The 17,948-nt window shown below is 57.9% G+C and carries 15 protein-coding genes; 2 read left to right on the top strand and 13 right to left on the bottom strand.

Features of this window, described 5'->3' with window-relative positions; genetic code table 11:
• Positions 1-13: 13 nt before the first annotated feature.
• The 9 genes from L8V01_RS09200 to L8V01_RS09160 form a co-directional block, all read right to left on the bottom strand.
• Entirely contained in the window at positions 14-460 is a 447-nt protein-coding gene (locus L8V01_RS09200; protein WP_269946770.1) for a hypothetical protein, read from the bottom strand.
• 2 nt (positions 461-462) lie between these two features.
• Positions 463-2,409, bottom strand: coding sequence for an alpha/beta hydrolase-fold protein (locus L8V01_RS09195; RefSeq protein WP_269946769.1), 1,947 nt, complete (start codon positions 2,407-2,409; stop codon positions 463-465).
• A 137-nt stretch (positions 2,410-2,546) separates the two neighbouring features.
• Positions 2,547-3,947, bottom strand: a complete 1,401-nt coding sequence (locus tag L8V01_RS09190) for an NAD-dependent succinate-semialdehyde dehydrogenase (RefSeq protein ID WP_269946768.1) — start codon at positions 3,945-3,947, stop codon at positions 2,547-2,549.
• A gap of 21 nt (positions 3,948-3,968) precedes the next feature.
• Entirely contained in the window at positions 3,969-5,114 is a 1,146-nt protein-coding gene (locus tag L8V01_RS09185; RefSeq protein ID WP_269946767.1) for an HNH endonuclease signature motif containing protein, read from the bottom strand.
• 162 nt (positions 5,115-5,276) lie between these two features.
• Entirely contained in the window at positions 5,277-6,290 is a 1,014-nt protein-coding gene (locus L8V01_RS09180) for an alpha/beta hydrolase (protein WP_269946766.1), read from the bottom strand.
• Between the two features lie 138 nt (positions 6,291-6,428).
• A complete protein-coding gene (locus L8V01_RS09175; RefSeq protein ID WP_269946765.1) occupies positions 6,429-8,123 on the bottom strand; it encodes an arabinofuranosyltransferase AftB family protein in 1,695 nt (564 codons plus the stop codon).
• Between the two features lie 53 nt (positions 8,124-8,176).
• Positions 8,177-9,157 carry a decaprenyl-phosphate phosphoribosyltransferase gene (locus L8V01_RS09170; RefSeq protein ID WP_269946764.1) on the bottom strand — a complete coding sequence of 327 codons (981 nt, stop codon included), beginning with the start codon at positions 9,155-9,157 and terminating at the stop codon, positions 8,177-8,179.
• A complete protein-coding gene (locus L8V01_RS09165) occupies positions 9,150-9,665 on the bottom strand; it encodes a phosphatase PAP2 family protein (protein WP_269946763.1) in 516 nt (171 codons plus the stop codon). The genes L8V01_RS09170 and L8V01_RS09165 overlap by 8 nt, the downstream gene beginning before the upstream one ends.
• Positions 9,655-11,607, bottom strand: coding sequence for a glycosyltransferase (locus tag L8V01_RS09160; protein WP_269946762.1), 1,953 nt, complete (start codon positions 11,605-11,607; stop codon positions 9,655-9,657). Before L8V01_RS09160 ends, L8V01_RS09165 begins: the two co-directional genes overlap by 11 nt.
• Before the next feature lie 191 nt (positions 11,608-11,798).
• Here L8V01_RS09160 and L8V01_RS09155 point away from each other — a divergent pair, with 191 nt between their 5' ends.
• Complete coding sequence (locus L8V01_RS09155) at positions 11,799-12,977, top strand: TPM domain-containing protein (protein WP_269946761.1); 1,179 nt, start codon at positions 11,799-11,801, stop codon at positions 12,975-12,977.
• Here the strand turns inward: L8V01_RS09155 and L8V01_RS09150 are convergent.
• From L8V01_RS09150 to glf, 3 genes are all read right to left on the bottom strand, one after another.
• Positions 12,974-13,561, bottom strand: a complete 588-nt coding sequence (locus L8V01_RS09150; protein ID WP_269946760.1) for a three-helix bundle dimerization domain-containing protein — start codon at positions 13,559-13,561, stop codon at positions 12,974-12,976. The two genes, L8V01_RS09155 and L8V01_RS09150, sit on opposite strands and share 4 nt — an antisense overlap.
• A 65-nt stretch (positions 13,562-13,626) precedes the next feature.
• A complete protein-coding gene (locus L8V01_RS09145; protein WP_269946759.1) occupies positions 13,627-13,827 on the bottom strand; it encodes a DEAD/DEAH box helicase in 201 nt (66 codons plus the stop codon).
• A 40-nt stretch (positions 13,828-13,867) separates the two neighbouring features.
• Positions 13,868-15,064 carry a UDP-galactopyranose mutase gene (glf, locus tag L8V01_RS09140; protein WP_269946758.1) on the bottom strand — a complete coding sequence of 399 codons (1,197 nt, stop codon included), beginning with the start codon at positions 15,062-15,064 and terminating at the stop codon, positions 13,868-13,870.
• Between the two features lie 146 nt (positions 15,065-15,210).
• On the opposite strand from glf, the gene L8V01_RS09135 reads away from it, so the two are divergent.
• Positions 15,211-17,109, top strand: a complete 1,899-nt coding sequence (locus tag L8V01_RS09135; RefSeq protein WP_269946757.1) for an N-acetylmuramoyl-L-alanine amidase — start codon at positions 15,211-15,213, stop codon at positions 17,107-17,109.
• Here the strand turns inward: L8V01_RS09135 and L8V01_RS09130 are convergent.
• Positions 17,106-17,936, bottom strand: coding sequence for an HAD family hydrolase (locus L8V01_RS09130; protein WP_269946756.1), 831 nt, complete (start codon positions 17,934-17,936; stop codon positions 17,106-17,108). The two genes, L8V01_RS09135 and L8V01_RS09130, sit on opposite strands and share 4 nt — an antisense overlap.
• Between the last annotated feature and the right edge of the window lie 12 nt (positions 17,937-17,948).

Below are 17,948 nucleotides of genomic sequence, written 5' to 3'. Positions count from 1 at the left end.
GTACCAGGTAAACCTAGCAAATCCCTGTACGCGCGGAATCCGTAATGAGCTTGGAAAGCTCCTCAAAACTCATCTTGGTACGGTTTTGCTCAACGAGCTGGCCAGCAACCGCGGAGATAGTAACTTCATTCTCATCGCAAGCTGCTTGACCCGCGCCTAGGAGCTGATCTTCTACTCCATCGACGTTAACGCCAGCATCCTTGAGCTTGCCCAAGTACTTGGCCTCGGGTTCCGGCACTTCGGCGGACGGGATCTCCGAGATCTCGCGCGCACCGCGGTCTTCCTGAGACTTAGACTTTGCAGCAGAACTGGTCGTCTCTTCCGCTGAGGTAGGGGCGTCCGATTCCCGTTCGAGGGGCGCGACCTCGGTCTCCTGCGGCGGTTCGCTATCCACCGTGGCGGAATTGCAGCCCGCAAGAGCCAAACATAGGGCCGCGCCCACTACTACTAGCTTGCGCATAGCTACTTCTTCTCAGTCCGAACCTGTCCCAGGACCTCACTGATCTTGCCGTGCTGGAATTCCTGGCTCAGGCCCCCAGCGGCAATCTCGGAGTAGTCAGAAGTTGGCCAGCCGAACTCGCCCTGCTCCCAACCAGCCTGACCCCAGCGGTCCATGATCTTGCTCTTCATGATGTAATGCGCACCAGACTTAGGGGACCAGTAGATGCTGCCCTTTTCAAAGGTCTGGAAGAAGCCGCCATTGACGGCGTTCTCGCCGGACGTCGGGAAGCCGAGCGCGGATTCCGCGCCACCCATATCCTTGTACTTGGCGCCAATAGCACCGTGTACTACCTGGTTAGAACCATCCGGATTGCGGGTAAGGACGCCGTCCTGGAATTCCTGCATATAGCCCTCGCCAACCTTCTTGACTGGGCCGGTCGGGTACTTCAGATCGCCCTTTTCGTAGCCATTCTTGCCCCAAGCCTGGAACATATCGCCGGTGATCTCCCAAGCGCCGGTCTCTGGGGACCAGTAGATAGAGCCGTGCTCAAAGTGCACGAAGCGTCCCTTGCCGTCCGGAGTCTTGGTCTCACCAGTCTTAGGGAAACCAAGCCACGAGGTAGGTCCACCGATCTCGGCATAGCGAGCACCAATGCGGCCGAAGAGAGCGTGCGCACCGGTATCCGGGGACCAGTATGCAGTGCCGGATTCAAAGTCCTGGGCTTTGCCCTTCTTGGCGACGTCGTACTCATTATTCAAGCAAGAGCCAATTACGCCGCTCTTAGTCTCCTTAGCGATGGCACCGACGGCCTCACAGTCTGCACCACGGTCCGCCTTGTTCATCTGCAGGGCATCCGCAATGTACGGCCATGCCTGCTGCATCTCAAACTGCCAGTACTCCCAGCTGTGCACGCCGGATGGGCGGAACTTAACCACCGGGTTAATCTTCGCGCGCTTGGCGTAATCCACGTAGGTCTGGGTAGACATGCGGGAAATTACCTCCAGGCCCATGCCGGCGAGGTTGGCCTGACCCTTGGCCACAGAGTTGGCGTTGCCAAAGTCATCCTTGCCGGAGCCTGCGGAAACGTAAACCTGCATATCCTTCAGGTTCTCAATACCCAACTTTGGATCGTGATCAATCCAATTCTGGGAGCCTGGCTGACCCCACATCTTGCGGGAATCATAACCACCGGCATCGCGCTGCGAAGCCATGATGGCTTCCGGCATGCCGCGGGTGGTGGTGTCCAAGTATCCGGAGAAGGAACCGACAAAGTTGAACAGGTGAGGGTTACGCTCTGCCAAATTCATAGCGGCAGTGCCGCCCATGGACAGGCCAGTCACCGCACGCTTGTGGTTAGAGCGGTACTCATGGTCCAAGATAGGGATCAGTTCCTTAGTCAGGAAGGTCTCCCACATGTAGTGCTTGCCGCGGTCTGGCTGCTCCCAGTCCGAATAGAAGGAAGACTCGCCGCCCACCGGCATAATCAGGTTGACGTTGCGGTCAGCGTACTGGTTCAAAATATTGGTCTCGATGGTCCAACCGGACTCATCATCACGCGCGCGCAGTCCATCCAAAGCCCATACCTCTGGGAACTGCTTTTCTGGGTGGGAGTACCAGTCACGAGCAAGCTGGATTTGTACCTTCTGCTCTTTATCCGGCATGGCTGCGGACTTGATATAGACCATCAAGTGGCGGTTGGTCAGGTACTCCACACGGTTGATCTTCACGCCCTCCGGCAGTCCCTTAACATCCGGATATTCGGTGTTCAACGGGGTGCGGGCGGGCGGCTCCTTCGGGGCGAAGTGATCGGACAGGCTGGAATCGCCTTCAATTGCGGAGGAGAGATCGCCTACAGAAGATTGTGCGGTGGCGTTTGGCAGCAGGGCCAAACCCACGGCGATGGCGGTAGGTACTGCGGCCACTGCAAGGCCTTTGCGTGCCTTGCTCGGGGAAGTGCTTTTGCGCATAGGTAAACGTCCTTGAAGATTTGCCGCGGTACCTTTCCGAGGGTTCCCCTCCCCCGGACCGATGCCTACGGCGTGAGCTGTCTATCGTGTGCTCAAGTTTAAGTTGAACTTGAGACTTACACTAGGCTGACACGCCGCTACATTGCTGGGGAATTACCCGGGTTATCTTGTCCGCTCACGCGGTACAGGTGCTCGTTGACGAACTCGCCTACACCCCAGCGTGCCAATTCGCGGCCATATCCGGAACGATTAACGCCGCCAAATGGCAGGCCTGCTGCGGTTACCGACGCCTCGTTCACAAACGTCATACCATCATTGAGCTGGTTAGCCACCTCGAACGCGGCATCCAAATCGGTGCCCCATACGGAGCTAGACAAGCCATAGTCCGAGTTATTGGCGATCTCGATGGCTTCCTCGATGTCCTTGGCCTTATAGACAATGGCGACTGGGCCGAAGATTTCGTTGCAGCCAACATCGGCGGAAGGGTCGACGTCGGTAAGCAGCGTAGGCTCCATGTACGCGCCCTCGCGGTCAATCTTCTTGCCGCCTACGCGAACCTTGGCATCGCCATTGGCCGCAGCCTTCTCCAGCCGCTCTACAATCTCATCGCGAGCGCCGATAGAGGACAGTGGGCCAATATCTGCATTCTCATCGTCGTACGGGCCAACCTTCATGGACCCAATCTTCTTTTCCAAGTACTCTACGGTGCGGTCGTAGAAGTCCTCAAGCACAATAAGTCGCTTCGGCGCGTTGCAGGCCTGGCCAGTGTTGTACATGCGAATCAAGTTGAATTGATCCAGTACCCACTCGAGGTTTTCATCATCAATGACCAAGAACGGGTCGTTGCCGCCCAGCTCCAGCACCGACTTCTTATAATTTTCGCCCGCGGTCTTTGCTACAGCAGAGCCCGCAGCTTCAGAGCCAGTCAGGGAAACGCCCTTGATACGCTTATCCGCTACGAAAGCATCCATCTGGGAACCGGAAGCGTAGATGTTGATATAAGCATCCTGCGGCAATCCGGCCTCTTCCAAGATGTCCTGGCAAGCCTGGGAGGATAGTGGACAGATGGACGCATGCTTGAGCACAATCGTGTTACCCAGCAGCAGGTTAGGCGCTGCAAAGCGAGCCACCTGGTAATACGGGAAGTTCCACGGCATGATGCCCAGCAACGGACCGAGCGGCTCCTTACGCACTACGGTCTTGTGCGCGTTTTGGGCCGGCAGGTATTCATCTGCAAGCAGCTCGTGAGCATGCTCAGCATAGTAGCGGTAGATATCGGCCACAATCTGAATCTCAGCCTTAGCCCAACGGGTTAGCTTGCCCATCTCACGGCCAATGTGATCGGCTAACTCATCAATGCGTTCTTCATAAAGATCCGCTGCGCGCGAAAGGATTGCCGCGCGTTCCTCAATGCGGGTCTCGCGCCATGCATTAAAGGCCGCAGTGGAACGGTCCAGAATGTCATCGCGCTGCGAATCATCGATACGCTCGAAAGTGTCTTCACTCTTACCAGTGCTTGGATTCTCAATAGCGAACATGAGCCCCTGTATAGTCCCGACTCACGAACCTTGCAATGTTCTCCTCTGCAATTTAAGGAACCGCTCCCAAGTAAGTTTCCAATGAATATTTCGTGGTGCGAAAGGTCCAGCTGCGCGGTCCACTTCAAAGGTGCCATCCTCAAACATCCAGACAATATCGCCGGTAAACGGATCCATCACATAGCGCACCCGCCCATCTGTCTTTACGTTGTGGTGATGCTGGCAAAGGCTGACCAAATTTCCGACAGTGGTCGGACCCCCTTCGTCATACTCCACTCGGTGATCCAATTGACAATAGTGCGCCGGCATCGAACATCCCGGCCACCGGCACGTTGCATCCCTTCCTTGCACCCAAGCCCTAATTTCCGCAGTGGGAACATATTGCGCAACGTCATTGGCTTCCAAGGTACGCACCGCCGAATTTTGCGCTAAATAGTCCCCCAGCGCGCACCAGCCCGCAGCAGGAATAAAAACTCTGGAGGGATCCTCACCAGTGCGATAGGTGTTGATCACCACCTTGGTACGAGTGCGATCAAATATCAGGTGCTCTAGCGCCTGCGCTTTCGAAATTCCTTCTTGTTTCGCTGCTTTATCAATATGGCGCGCTATAGCTGCCGCAGTTGCTTTATCTGTCTTCAACACAACAGTGGCTTGCCCGCCCGTATAGGAAACTGAGACCGCACGCTCGACAGCCTCAGACAAATCTGGCTTTAAAAGGCCATCAATAAACCCTCTGAGAAAATTTCGAATTTCTGGCTCTGTGGGCACGTGCTGCCTAGGGTCCTTTGGAGTAAGGAAATCTGCTAACGCTGCATCAACCAGTTGAATCTGCGCCTCATCAGTACCTAGGAGCCGCAATTCCACATCGATGATCTGCAAGCGCGGAAGATCCAAGATCCAGTGCTCGGTTTGCACTGCCGTGGTAAGCGGTAGCTCGCGCATCCGAAAGTGCGCTTGGATAGCGCTTGAGAGCCGCCACCGCGATAATCCCAACCTCTTAGCCAATGAAGCCAGCGTGCACTCAACATCATCCTCTAGCTGCGGCAAGATGCCTTGAAAAAGTTGCCACGACTGAATCCGTTGCACCATGGCCATTACGCACACGGTGTCCTCCACGTCGTTGGTAGAAAAATATGCCTGCTTTGGTGGTGCGGTAGCAGTAGTCACGGAAGCTCCCCCTCTAAGAATCAATTCGCACACCCAATCGAACTAACAATTACAGAATAGCTTACTTAACCTGCTCTCGCAAGACCTAAACGTACAGTTGTGCGATACACTAACGAAAAGAAAATCCCTCTTCTGTATAGAAGAGGGACGAGGCTGGAAGAATTACCAGGCGTTCATAACGTTGAGCACCTGCGGCTTAGAGCGGTTGAGCTGGTAGCCAAACTGCTCCCAGTTGTGCAGGCCTTGAGCCGGGTAGTCCACGGTCGGGTTCAGCCCCTGTAGGCGAGCGGCACCCTCCCATACGCGGGTAGTGATATTGGAACCAACCTCAAGGGCAGCACCGGCCGCCTGGTGCTCAGGCAGGTAGTGACCATCGCCAGCACCTGGAATGCCGGAAGCTGCGGAGATATACAGGTTGGTATTGCGCAACTGCGGAATGAGCAGCAGCGGGTCGTTCTGGAAACGCTTCGGGTTAAACAATGAACCGTACATGGCGTTGATATTGAATCCGCCCGCGTCCAGCATGGCAAAGCGCATCATGGTCTGGGCACCCGGAACCGTGGTGGTAAGGAAGCCCGAGTAGGACATTGCCTGACGGAACTGATTCGGGTGCTTAGCTGCCAAGGTCAGGGCAGCGCCGGCGCCCATGGACAGGCCGGCAATGGAGTTGTTGTTGCGAGCAACGCCAAAGTTGCGCTCCAAGTAGCCCGGGAGCTCGCTTGTCAGGAAGGTCTCCCACTTATAGTTGACCGGGTTTTCCAGATCATAGGTGGCAGGACCTTGCCAGTCAGCGTAGAAGGAAGCGGCACCACCAACCGGCATAGCCAGGGTAATGTTGTGCGGCTCATAGGTCTTAGCAGCGTTGACGTCGTTGACCCAAGCATTGGTGCGCTCGGTAGCGCGCAGGCCATCTAGCAGGTAGAGGGCAGCATTGCCGCCGCGCTTTGCGGGCTGAACCTGCACTGGGACCGTACGGCCCATAGCCTGGGACCATACGTCACAGCGCTGGACCCACCAGCCAACCTTGTCCCACTCACATGTGCCAGTGGCGTCACGGCGCAGCCAGTCGCGGTTGGCTGCCTCTGCCGGCTGGGATCCCGCCACGACGGCAAGGCCCAAAGCTACGGCAACTGCCATGATGACTGAAAGGACACGACCCTTGATGGAAGCAGTCATCTTTCTCCTTCAAAACTACTCGGTGATTGTCACTAAGCTTTATCGTCCGCAACCTGTATACCGTTAACGTCACGGATCGCTAACATCGTCACAGAGTAGTGTAACTTAGGTTCCCCCCAAAGTCTGCATTTAAAGGGGCTAGTGCAGGTAGTCCGAGGGATCGGAAGAGAAGGCGAGCGTCCTTCCATCGGTCAGGGAGAATTTAATATTTTTCCAGAAACGGTCCCAAGTTAAAGGTTGCCTGTAAGTGGCGAAGAGTTTCTGGAAATCGGCGTCGGCAAGCGCGGCGCGTGCCTTAGCCGCCTCATACTTATCAATCCACGGCGGAATCTCATCGATGTCCACGGCAGAATCCGCTACCTGCCACGACAAATCCAAGCTCTTATCGTGGCCGATGCGCCCACCGACGATGCGCGGCTGCCGCGCGGCCAGCGGATTGCTGAGGCCAATATTGTCCAGCACGCGAATATCTAGCGGTGCGTTCATAGAGGAAAGGCCCAGATTGAGCAGGTAGACGGTTGGTGGATCGCTGCGGGAGGGATCTGCGGGTGAGGCCATCCAAGAGAACCTGTCTTCGCCCTTGATATAGCGGAAGGTCATGGCATCGCCAGCCTCCAGCTCATCGATGCCTTCTTGGTAGTCCTCCATAAACTTGGCACCAAGGAACTGCTCGGCACGCGTCGGGGGTTCTTGGCGCTGGGTGGCATAGGTCCAGAAATCGCGCTCGTCCACAATGGAGATTTCATCCTCGTACACGCTGCGGTCCACGGGGTGACCGCGCAGAACGATGACCAACGCCCAAACCGCGCAGAACGCGGAGACGATCCATGCTCGAACGCTAACCACAAAAATGGGAAGCAATACCGCAAATAGTGGGAGCAATAGCATGCGTCCGTGCATGAAGTCTCCACCCACGCGCAGGACATACAGCGTGTGAATGAGGGCTGCGCCCACAAAGAGATAAACCGCTGTGGTGGTAGAACGCACTGCGGTAGGCCGCAGGTTCGCTTTCCATAGGCCAGCAATGGCCAGCACGATGAGCGGTAGGAAGAGCCAGTACGGGCCGGCGAAATCAGCCAAGTAGGTAAAGCCCTTGCCCCATTCGGAACCAGCTGCAGATTTTGCCACGGCCGTGTGCGGGGTCAGCAGTCCGTAGTAGCCCATGCGGAAAATCTCATAGGCCAACGGCAGCGGTACCGCGGCGGCAAGAATCTTCCACGAGCGGTGGGATACCAGCAGCAGGATTCCTACCAAACCGCCGTACAGGGCGAGCTCTGGCCGCACCAACCAAGAAAGCCCAGCCCAGAAGGCAAGCCAGTATGTATCACTATTGCTACCGGAGTGGCGGCGTGGGCGCGACCAGCGCAGCAAAAGCCACCACAGCACTGCGAGATAGAAAATGCACAGGCCCCATTCCAGCCCGGACGTGAAAAAGTCCCGGGCCGGTGGCAGGGCCAGATACACCAGCGCGCCGGCCGGAAGGACGACCCCAGAGCGCATGCTTGCCGACGCCCCCGCACCGACCACCATTGCCGCTACCGCCAAGATAAGGCCTAAGTAAATGGCGATGCCTTCGAGGTTTGCGTGAGACACCCAACGCACGAGGAAGATAAGGTACTGCCACAGCGTGGAGGTATTGGCCTCCACGCGCTCGCCCATATTGAAAACCGGGCCGTTCCCGGCTTCTAGGTTGCGCACCGTGCGCAGGACAATGAGGCCGTCATCGGAAATCCAGCGCCGCGCAAACCCGCCCCAGAAAGATAGAACACCGATCACAAGAACGACCGCTGGGGTACTCCAGCGGGCGATGCTCTTGTGGTCGGTGTTAAACACGGGGAGAAAGTTTATCAGCCCCGCGGAAAATTTCTATATCGATTCCGCTGTGTCTAGAACAACGGCATGATATAAACCGCCATGGCAATGCAGGCGAGCCAGGCCAAAGCGAGAACCTGCAAGGTGCGGTCTTCCAGTGCAATCTCATCCGGTGCGCCGCCCTGACCGCGGTCCACATCGGCCGCGTAGCGCAGGATGGCGATGGTAAACGGCACCATGGAAATCTGGTACCACACGCCACCCGTCTGGGCGTCGTTAGCGAGCTCAAAGCCCCACAGGGTGTAGCAGATGACCACCGCAGTGGCAGCCAGAGTCCACACGAAGCGCAGGTAGGTAGGCGTATAGCCTTCTAGGGACTTGCGGATCTTCGCGCCGGTTTGTTCTACCAGCAGGATCTCAGAATACCGCTTGCCGGAGGCCATAAATAGCGAGCCAAAGGCTGCAACTAGCAGGAACCACTGAGATAATTCGATGCCCGCGGCTACGCCACCAGCCATGGTGCGCAGCATGAAGCCCGAGGACACTAGGGCAATATCGATCACCGGCATGTGCTTCCAACCGAAGCAATAGCCCAGCTGCAACGCAATATAAATCGCCATCACGATGGCCAACTGCGGTCCGGCGGTAGCGAGGAAGGATAGGCCGATGGACAGGCAGATGAGCACCACTGCCATGACATAGGCGAGCTTAATGGGCAACACGCCGGAGGCAATCGGGCGGAAACGCTTGGTCGGATGCTCTTGGTCCTCGCGCCAGTCCTTCGCATCATTGATCAGGTAGATGGAGGAAGCGCCGAGGCAGAAAACGACGAAGGCCAAGAGGACGTCGACAAGCACGCGGCCATGGAATAACGCATCGGCGCCGGCCGCGGCGGGGGCCGCCAGCACTAGGACGTTTTTGACCCACTGCTTGGGGCGCAGGGCCTTAATCATGCCATCAGCAAGATTCTTCGGCGGCTTGCGCTTGCGGCCGGTATCTACGCCAGAGGTGTGCGGTTCCGAATGGAAAAAGTGCTGGTTTCCATCATCACTCATGCTTCATTCCTTTCATCACGACCTCCGCGGTGGCAGCGCCGATGGCCGCACCCACTGCCGTATCGGTTGGATAATGCACCCCGAGCACCATACGCGATGCCATCATCACCGGCACGCCGAGCAGCGGCGTCTTGCGGCCGGTAAGTCGAGCTACCGCAACGAGGAATGCAGTGGTCGAGGTGGCATGCGAGCTGGGGAAAGATAGCTTGGAGGGAGTCTTTACCCCCACGCGCACGTACGAATAGTCCGGACGCTTGCGGCGCACGATGCGCTTGAGCACCACGCTGGCGGCGTGCGCGAGGAAGGCAGCGGCCCCTACGCGGATCCAGCCTTCACGGCGGCGCTTATCGATGCCCGCCCCTACCGCAGCGGTACCCATCCAGCCCAAGGCATGCTCGCCCCAGTGGCTGAGCCCGCGGGCGGTGGGAAGCACGCCGGGCACGTCGAAAGCCGCGCCCTGGATGGATTCGAGAACGCGCGATTCTGCTTCTGATAGCTTACTGGGCATCGAATACCTGCTTCCAAGACTCACGCGAGGTCAGCTCTGGCTGCGCCGCGCGGTATTCGACACGCAGATCATCGAAGTTTTCCTCGATTTCCTTCAGCAGCTCGCGGGTCTGGGAAACGAGGTCCTTGGCTAGGTCGCGGTCGCGCTTGCGGAAGGCCACACCGGTGCCACCTGCGGTAGAGACGGTGGCCGAATCTACACGGGAGAGGGTGAACCAGCGAGCCTCGTCCGGGGTGAGATTCAGCTGCGGCGCCTCGTGGTGCGCGGCGTCTTCCTTGCTGACCAGGTGCTTGAGGCCCTTGATGGCCCACGGGATCTTCTTAATCTTGGCCAGGCGGCCGCCGATATTTCGGGTGGGTACACCCGGCGCGCCGGTGGGAGCAGGCAGCTCATCGGCGGATTCCAAGATGACGGCATCGGAGTAGTTCTTGCGGATCTGTGCGATGCGCGGCAGCGAGGACTCCAGGATGCCAAAGAGGCGATCCGGTCCAGCAAGGAAGTCCCGCATGGCCTCAATCTGGATGGCCATGGTGGAGTATTCCATGCACATGGTGTGCTTGAGGGTGGACTTAAAGATGGACTTGGTGATGCCCTTGGCCGGGCCATCGTGGTACATCGCGGCAACAATGAGGCGGTTGCGCAGGTGGAAATAGGCCTGCCAGTCAATGGCATCGTCCTTGTCAGCCCAGGCCATGTGCCAGATGGCGGCACCCGGCCAGGTCACCGTGGGGAATCCATTGCGCGCCGCGCGCAGGGAGTACTCGGTATCGTCCCACTTGATAAATAGCGGCAGCGGCTGGCCGTTAGTTTCTGCCACGATGCGCGAGAAGAGGCACATCCACCAGCCGTTATACTCCACGTCAACGCGGCGGTGCAGCGCGCGCGAATCGTACTTCTTGGGATCCAGGTGGGTCTCGCGGGTGCCAATGGCGCGCAGCGGGTACTTGGCAAAATCATGATCGTAAACGGCGTGTGGGGCTGCGCCCCACATGAAATCGGCGCGGTTGACCCGCTCGCCGGTGGTGCGCAGCTGGGAGCGCTCCTGCAGGTTAAGCATCTGGCCGCCCACGATGATGGGCTTGGCGGCGTAGCGGGCCGCCTGAACCGCACGCAGTACGGAGTCCGGCTCAATGGCGATGTCATCATCCATGTAGAGGATGAAGGGCGAATCGGTATTTTCCAGCGCCTCGTACATGATGCGGGAGTAGCCGCCGGAACCGCCCAGATTGCCCTGGCGGAACTCGCGGAAACGATCGCCAAAGTGGGCCACTGCCTCGTCATAGCCCGGTTCATCAGCAGGGTGCTGGTTACCCTGGTCCGGCATGAGGACGAAGTCGATGATTTCATCTACCACCGGATCCTCGGCCAATGCCTTGAGTGCTGCCACGGCATCGGTCGGGCGGTTAAAGGTAGGAATGCCGACTGCCACGCGCTTGTCCTGCGCCGGTTGTTCGGTGCCGTCCGGCAGCAGCTGCGGGCCGGGGGCGTGGGGGGAGCACCAGGCGGCGTCGGCAAGCGTGGTTTCCTGCTCGGCGGTGATATCAAACCACAGCCAGCCGCCGTCCTCGAAGTTTTTGAGCGGCAGCTCAAACTCGTGGTGACCGGAGCCTACTAGGTGGTTGGCCACGGAAATGCGCTGGCCATCCTGCTTAGAACGGTACAGGGAAATATTTGCCTGGCCCTCAATGTCTAGGCTGAGAATAACGGAGCGCAGCTGCGACCAGCGGCGCCAATAAGAAGCCGGGAAGGCATTGAAATAGGTCTCAAAAGAGGCTTCCTCGCCGGCAGGGATGGTTACGGACGTGCGGTCAAACCAGCTAAGGCGTTCGCGGTTTTGCTCGGCTTCGATGAGGTAGAGCATCCGCACATCAAAGGGCTCGCCACGCTTAGGCAGCAGGATGCGCTGCAGGGGCTCATGGGCCTGGGTGTTGTTGGCAGTCACGATAGCTTCGATTCTCCAAACGGTATAAACAGTAGTCAGCGATTTAGCGTAGTTGCTTTTGCATAAGTACTACGGTTTACACGCGGGAGCCCGTATGATGGAACATCATGAGATGGGTTCCTTGCGCGGTAGCAGTAGGTCTTCTCGCTGTTACCAGCGCACCCGCCGCCCTAGCAGCGGAAAGGCCCGCGGTGGATTTTTTGGACCACGCTCAGATCCTAAGTAACTCAGACGAAGATGCCATTACTACGCAGGCACGGTCCATTCGTCTTCCGGATTCTGTGCACGAGGTCATCTACGCCACGTATCCAAGTTCGGGCGAGGAGTTTTCCCATACCCTTTTTCGGGACTTGGAGCGCGAGCATCCCCAGTTCATGACTGAAAGCGGGCTCCAAAAGAATGTGCTCGTCATTGCTGTCGGCTTCGAGCCTAATAGCATGGCCGTGCACTGCGGGACCGAGGTATGCCACGACATCAAAATTTATGACGAGGGCCGCGTGGATGGCATCTTGGACCAGATGCGGCCCGCACTGGTGGACAATAACTACACCGTCGGCATGATTTTGGCTACGCGCGCCGCTGCGGATACCTCCGTGCGCCGGCACTACGGGGAACAAATGCCCACGTGGACCTTGTTTATTGCCGGCACTTTGGTGATCGTGGTTCTCGGGACCGTTGGCCTCATCGTATATCTGCTCGTCCGGCGTGCGCGGCTGCGTAAGCGCTTTGACTATATAGAAGGCGCTCGCGATAGGGCAGAAGAACTCATCGCCCGCACGGAGGCGCGGATTAACGCCCTGCATTCCCCCTTGGCGGGTGACTACCTCAAGGTGCAGTGGCAATCATTGCTCGGCCAATATACCGATGCCCTGCCAACAATTAGGGCGCTGGAAGGCATCCAGGACTTCTCCCTGCACGCTGCGTCCGTCAAGAAGGCATATAAAGCACTCAAGCAGATCAATACCGCCGCAGCACAGGTAGATTCCCTAGAAAGGTTCTGCTCCGGCGATACCGCGGTTCGCGCCGGCGAGGTGCAATGGCTGCTTGGCGACGCCCAAGCGGCCCTATCCCGCCAGCCCGACAATGACAGCCTGCGCCAGATTACCCAGCGCATTAATGACTTGGCGCAGGATCTTTCGCGCGAAGACTTCGATTCTGCCTTCGCGCGCCTCTTGGAGGACTACCACCCCATGGTGGGCGCATTGCCGGAAAAGCTGTATCCGCAGCGCGACCGCGATACTCCCCCACTACTGGGAACCCCCGAGTGGCGCCCCGGCATGGGCACGCACTACATGCCCTTTAGGTTTGCAGGCTTCTGGGTGGCCAATAATAATGTCTCCTCCCAGTTGCCCAACCCCTATCGCTTTTAAGCGTTCACCGGCTCGGTTACCGGATCGATGCCCAGCTTATTGAGCATGTAGAGCACGCGTGCTTCTAGGTCATCTGCCAACTCGCGCGCCTGCTCCACGGTCTCAGCGGAGGCAATATCCCATATCTTGATATCTTTGCCAGCCTCGTCGCGCTCCACCTCACGGCCCAAGAAGACGATGTAGTCCGGCATCGCTACCGTGCGCACCTCATCGAGGTACTTATTCGGTGCATCACCCATGCCACGCTCATTCATGACGTGCGCAAGGTGGCCTTCCTCCTCGTTTTCTGGGTGAGCAACGGCAGTATCTACAAAGAGGGCCTCGCCGGCATACCTGCGGGTCAGCTCCGCTGCCGCTTGAGCCAGCGCACTATTCGTCCCAGCAGCAAAGCGGACGTGAATGCGGTGGTTGCCGAAGTACTCGCGCACCTCGCGCTCCACCAAAAGCGGCACAAATTCATCAAGCTCGGCCTTTTGGGTGTGCTTGGCAATTACCTCATCGAGCTTGGTATCGATCTCTGCGGACGTGTACTCATGGCCGTAGTTCTCATGCAAATCCTGGCGCAGGGTTTCAAACTGGTTCATTGTTATCCCCTTTCTCGGATTATTTTCCCGTTTGCCATTTGTTAACTTAAAGTTAACTTTAGCGGTTAACGTTGGGTTAAGTCAAACGTTTGGGGATAACCCAGTAGTTTTCCACGCCAAAAATGCGGAAAGGCCCGCCGAGTGTTCCGGCAGGCCTTCTTTGACTGTTCCTTCTTTTTATCGGGAATGCGCGATGCGCGGCTGCGCAATTTCAGATGCTCTTGCAGCCGCTCCGGCGACATCTTCCACATGCGTCGGTCAGCCATGCCGTCACCTCCTTTCCTCAGAGGTGATCAAGCATAGCGCTTAGTGGCCACGCTCTTGTTCGATAGCCTTACCCTCGTTCCAGAATGGTGCAAGCTTGTTATCAAACATGGACAGCGCAGATCCGATGGCCATGTGCATATCCAAGTACTGGTAGGTGCCTAGGCGGCCACCGAAGAGGACCTTATTATCCTTGGATTCCTGTGCTGCGAGCTTGCGATAGGCCTCAAGCTTGGTGCGATCCTCCGGGGTATTGATGGGGTAATACGGCTCATCACCCTTCTCGGCGAAGCGCGAGTACTCCTTCATGATGACGGTTTTATCCTTCGGGTACTTATCCTTGCGCTCCGGATGGAAGTGGCGGAACTCATGGATGCGGGTGAAATCCACATCCGCATCGTTGTAGTTCATCACTGGGGTGCCCTGGAAATCACCGGTGTCCAGCACTTCTAAGTCAAAGTCGAGAGTGCGCCAGCCTAGCTCGCCCTCGGCAAAGTCAAAGTAGCGGTCCAGCGGGCCGGTGTAGACCACGGGCGCATCTGGAGATTCGGCGCGCAGCTTGTCGCGCACTTCAAACCAGTCGGTATCGAGGCGGACCTCGATATTGTCATGATCGGCCATGTTTTCTAGCCATGCCGCGTAGCCTTCGACAGGCAGGCCCTCATAGGTGTCGTTGAAGTAGCGGTTATTGAAGGTATAACGCACCGGTAGACGGGTGATATTCGCCGCCGGAAGCTCCTTCGGGTCGGTCTGCCATTGTTTAGCGGTGTAATCGCGAATGAAGGCCTCATACAACGGGCGGCCAATGAGCGAGATGGCCTTTTCTTCTAGGTTCTGCGCTTCCTCCGGGGAAAATTCGCCGGCTTGATCCTTAATGAGCTGGCGGGCCTCATCTGGGGAATAGTAGCGGCCAAAGAATTGGTTAATAAGACCCAAGCCCATCGGGAACTGGTAGGCGGTGCCATCGTGCATGGCAAAGACGCGGTGCTGGTAGTCGGTGAAATCGGTGAACTTATTGCAGTAGTCCCACACGCGCTTATTGGAGGTGTGGAAGAGGTGCGCACCGTACTTGTGCACCTCGATTCCGGTGGTGGGTTCGGCCTCGGAGTAGGCATTGCCGCCGAGGTGGTTGCGACGCTCCACAATGAGCACCTTTTTGTCCAGCTGGCTGGCGGCACGCTCGGCAACCGTCAGGCCAAAGAATCCAGAGCCGACAACGATGAGGTCATAAGAAGTCATGGCCTCCACCTTATTGCACTTCGACACCGGACACCGTGCATCGGCGTGTCGCAACAAGTTTCACAAAAGCCTCAAACGTACCATCACTATCAGCTCTTAACTTTTGGCAACCGTTTTTACAGCTGCACAACCCCAGGGAGATAACAGTGCAACAACGACGTCGACTAGTACCCACCAGGTCAAAATGGTCCACCCCCGTCATCGCGGCGGTCACCTCCGTCGCACTCACCGTGACGGCCACATTTGGCGGGCAGCAAGTTCTCAAAACCCAAGATTCCGGCAACAGCGGCCCTATTGAGGTAAAGAACGCCTCCACCAGCTTTAGCGACGGCGAATCCATCGTCGTTGACGATCCGGCCGTTGCAGCGCAAGGCGATGGCGAAGGCCGTCGCGCGGTTAAGCAATTCCACCGTGACGACCCCTTCAACATGTTCGCCGTCACCTGGGAGGGCAAGCGAGATATCAACTCCTTCGTGCGCTCCAAGCAGCAGGACGGTTCTTGGAGCGAGTGGCTGCCCATGGATGCGATGAACTACTCCGAGGGTAAGAACGGCACCGAGCTCATCTTCGTGGGCGATACCAATGATGTTCAGGTCTCGATGGCCAACGTCGATCTCGTCACTGGCTCCAACCTGGACAAAAAGCAGGACTCCCTCCTAGACAAGGCCGCTAAGGGCGCTGATGCCAACCGCCCGGCGCCGCTTGCGTATAACGTCGGCGATATCTCCCCCGTGGCCGATGAGCGCACCCAGGTTGCGGATCTCGACGCCGTATTTATCGATGGCAATGCCCAAGAAGGCGAAGCTATCGAACCCACCGCGGAAACCGCGGGTATGCCCAAGGTTGTCTCCCGCGCCGGATGGGGTGCGGACGAATCCAAGCGCTGCCAGCAGCCGACGTATGACGATGGCATTAAGGCCATGACCTTGCACCACACCGCGGGCACCAATAACTACACCCGCGCACAGGCGGCGGCACAGGTCCGCGGCGCCTACGAGTACCACGCGCAAACCCTAGGCTGGTGCGATATCGGATACAACGTGCTCGTGGATAAGTTCGGCACGATTTACGAGGGCCGCTACGGCGGCTTAGACAAGGCCGTCCAGGGCGCCCACGTGGGTGGCTTCAACTCCAATAACTGGGGCATTTCCATGATTGGCAACTACGAGACAGCGGAGCCGTCTCGTGAGATGCTCAACTCCGTCGCCGAGATTGCCGGCTGGAAGGCTGCTATCTCCGGCATCGATCCGATGGGCAAGGCTAGCTTGTACTCCGGCGGCTTCTACGGCTCCAAGTTCCCGGCAGGGACCATGGCCAATGTTCCGGCCTTCGCGGGCCACAATGATTTCCACAACACGGCGTGCCCGGGTCAGTACACCATGCGCCACTGGGATGAAATCCGTAAGAACACCAAGCGCAAGGCGGATTCCATCAAGTCCGGCAAAAATAGCACGGATCTGAACTGGCAAAGGTCTCCCAAGCCCAATGCCCCCAAAACCCCGCAACAGGTGGGCGAGGAGATTACCTCCTCGCTAGGCGATGTTGAGGTACCGGTCTCCACCATCTCGGCCCTCGCCGGCATCGCGGCCGCGGTCTTTGGCGTCCTCATTGCCCACGATCGCCTGCAGAAGCCAGACACCGATAAGAAGGTGGCGGGCAACCTTACCACCGGCGATATCCCAGAGATTGTCAATAAGGTCGTACAGGTTTCGGATAACGAAGGACTCAAGGAATCTTGGACCGCCGTCCTCAATGCTTTCGGCCCCGTCTTGGGCTTGGCCGTGGGCGGCCCAGACACCGCCGATGGCGGAAAGATCCTTTACCAGCTCTTCCAAAATGGCGTGGTGCTTTCCTCCAAGGAATCCGGCACCAAGGCGCTTACGGGTGAGATTGCCAAGAAGTGGTCCGAGGGCGATAATGCCTCCAAGCTGGGACTTCCCACCTCCAATGAGGAAAAGAATGGCAAGGACATCCGCGTCAAGTTCCAAGGCGGCGAGATTGTCTACAATACCGAAACGGAAAAGGTAGACGTCTTCACCGACTAGAACCAGCGCTCCAGCACCTTAGCAACGCCCGCTTGGTGGTTAGCAACGGTGACCGCATCCGCGGCCGCCTTAACCTCCGGGTGGGCGTTTTCCATTGCCACACCACAGCCAGCCCAACGCAGCATCTCAATATCGTTAGGCATGTCTCCAAAGGCGATCGTCTCCTGCTGGGCGACGCCGGTGTGTGCGGCCAGCCATTCCACCCCACGGCGCTTGGTCACATTGGGCGCGGCGACCTCCAAAATTCCCTCTTGCATGGAATACGTCAGGTGCGCAAGCTCCGGATCGATATGCGGAGCGATGCGCTCATAAAGCTCTGGGGCGGAATAATCAGTGTTGCGAATGAGGAACTTCACAGCCGGCTGCCCCACAAGCTCGCCCATGCTGACCACGCCGAATCCCTCGAAGAGGGCGTTTTCGGAGTAGTGGCGCTCGACGACGAAAAGCTCTTCGACGGCGTCGGCAAGCGAGCCTCCCGCGCGCTCTGCGCCGAAGCCCACGGTGCCCAACACGGTCTGAGCCACATCCACCACCTCGGCCAAGGCTTCAGGGGAAAGCTCGTGGGCAGACATAACGCGGTCCTCCGCCGAGTCATACAACACAGCACCATTCGAGGTCACGCATACCGGCCGGACGGAAAGCTGCTCCAGCACGGGCGCTATCCACCGGAACGGCCGGCCGGTGGAAAGCGCAAAATAGGCACCCTGCTGAACCGCCCGCGCCACTACGTCACGGTTGCGACGCGGGACGCGATGATTGCGGTCCAGCAGGGTGCCATCAATATCGCTCGCAATGAGGCGAGGCGCGCGGGCTGGGAAGTTTTCCATACCCGCGAGTTT

The organism is Corynebacterium curieae, assembly GCF_027570035.1.
Taxonomy (GTDB): domain Bacteria; phylum Actinomycetota; class Actinomycetes; order Mycobacteriales; family Mycobacteriaceae; genus Corynebacterium; species Corynebacterium curieae.
Note: the sequence above shows the minus strand (reverse complement) of the source record. Positions and strands in the feature narration are given on the sequence as shown.